General features: G+C 59.5%; 2 protein-coding genes. Both read left to right on the forward strand.

What is annotated here, in order from left to right:
* Positions 1-187, forward strand: a 187-nt coding sequence (locus QMX98_RS34230) for a hypothetical protein (protein WP_282412067.1), incomplete at its 5' end; no start/stop codon positions are given.
* Positions 188-193: 6 nt separating this feature from the next.
* A complete protein-coding gene (locus tag QMX98_RS34235; RefSeq protein WP_083375210.1) occupies positions 194-1,996 on the forward strand; it encodes an acyl-CoA dehydrogenase in 1,803 nt (600 codons plus the stop codon).
* Positions 1,997-2,082: the final 86 nt, after the last annotated feature.

Consider the following 2,082-nt stretch of genomic DNA (forward strand, 5'->3'; position numbering starts at 1 on the left):
GCTCGCGATAGCGCTCTGTCATCCGACCTATTATTGGATGACACACCGCTATCGCGAGCAGGCTCACTCCTACAGTTGTTTTGGGGTGTCTGCTAAGTTGCTGCGCGGCTCCACCATCACGCTCATCAATCATCCTGTTCAGCTTTTATTCTCACGCCTAGACTCGGTCCATTCCAAAAAAAGGTAGGCCGCCATGTCCGAGACGCTGCTCAGTTCCCGCAATCTGGCTTTCGAGCTGTACGAAGTCCTCGATGCCGAGGGCCTGACCCAGCGTGAGCGTTTCGCCGAGCACAACCGCGAAACCTTCGATGCCGCCATCGGCACGGCCCGAAGCATCGCCGAGAAATTCTTCGCGCCGCACAACCGCAAGAACGACGAGAACGAGCCGCGCTACGAGAACGGTCAGGCGATTCTGATTCCGGAAGTGAAACCGGCAGTGGATGCGTTTCTCGAAGCCGGTTTCCTCAACGCCGCGCGCAGCTTCGACGCCGGCGGCATGCAACTGCCTACGCTGCTGTCCCAGGCCTGCTTCGCGCATTTCCAATCGGCCAATGCCGCGTCGACCTCGTACCCGTTCCTGACCATGGGCGCGGCGAACCTGATTGAAAGCTTCGGCACCGATGAGCAGAAGCAGCGTTTCCTGCAACCGATGATTGACGGTCGCTTCTTCGGCACCATGGCCCTGACCGAACCGCACGCCGGTTCTTCGCTGTCGGATATTCGTACACGCGCCGAGCCTGCGTCTGACGGCACCTATCGACTCAAGGGCAACAAGATTTTCATCTCCGGTGGCGATCACCCGCTCTCGGAGAACATCGTGCACATGGTCCTGGCGAAACTGCCGGATGCACCGGCCGGGGTGAAAGGGATTTCGTTGTTTATCGTGCCCAAGTTCCTGGTCAACGATGACGGCAGCCTCGGCAAGCGCAACGACGTCTTGCTAGCAGGCCTGTTTCACAAGATGGGCTGGCGCGGCACCACCTCCACCGCGCTGAACTTCGGCGATAACGGTGAGTGCGTCGGCTATCTGGTGGGCAAGGCGCACCACGGTCTGAGCTACATGTTCCAGATGATGAACGAGGCGCGGATCGGCGTCGGCATGGGCGCGGTGATGCTCGGTTATGCCGGGTATCTGTATTCCCTGGAGTACGCCCGCGAACGTCCGCAAGGTCGCGTGCCGGACAGCAAGGACCCGAACACCGCGCCAGTGGCAATCATTCAGCACGCCGACGTCAAGCGCATGCTGCTGACGCAGAAAGCCTATGTCGAAGGCTCGTTCGACCTTGGGTTGTATGCGGCGCGACTGTTCGATGACACCACGACGCTGGAGACCGAAGACCAGCGCAAACAGGCGCACGAACTGCTGGATTTGCTGACACCCATCGTCAAATCCTGGCCCTCGGAGTTTTGCCTGAAGGCCAACGAACTGGCGATCCAGATTCTCGGCGGCCACGGCTACACCCGCGAATACCCGGTGGAGCAGTATTACCGCGACAACCGTTTGAACCCGATCCACGAAGGCACGCATGGTATTCAGTCGCTGGATTTGCTGGGACGCAAACTGGCGCAGAACGGTGGTGCAGGGCTCAAACAGCTGATCCGCTTGATTGCCAACACTGCCGAACGCTCGCAGGCACATGAGTCATTGACTGCGTTGCGTGAACCGCTGGAGAAGCTGGTCGCGCGCCTGCAAACGGTGACCATCGGTTTGCTGATGGATCTGGGCCAAGGCAAGGTCAACAGCAGCCTGGCGAACTCGGCGCTGTACCTGAAAGTGTTCGGGCACACGGTGATCGGCTGGCGCTGGCTGGAACAGGCGATTCGCGCCGAGGAAGGGTTGGCGAAGGGGAATGCGGCGGATGTGAGCTTCTATAAAGGCAAGCTGCAGGCGGCGCGGTATTTCCTGACCTGGGAAGTGCCGGGTTGCCACCATGAGCTGGCGATTCTTGAGGCTCGGGATGATGTTTGCCTGACGATGCAGGATGAGTGGTTCTGATCAGGATTTTTTGCTGCTGCTGAAATCCAATCGCGAGCAGGCTCGCTCCCACAGGGTCAAGTGTTCACAGATCCAATGTGGGAGCG

Source organism: Pseudomonas sp. PS02303 (genome assembly GCF_029959925.1).
GTDB classification, from domain to species: domain Bacteria; phylum Pseudomonadota; class Gammaproteobacteria; order Pseudomonadales; family Pseudomonadaceae; genus Aquipseudomonas; species Aquipseudomonas mandelii.

Bases quoted from the DNA above. Each gene is read 5' to 3' on its own strand.
- QMX98_RS34235 (WP_083375210.1), top strand. From the start codon at position 194: ATGTCCGAGACGCTGCTCAGTTCCCGCAATCTGGCTTTCGAGCTGTAC.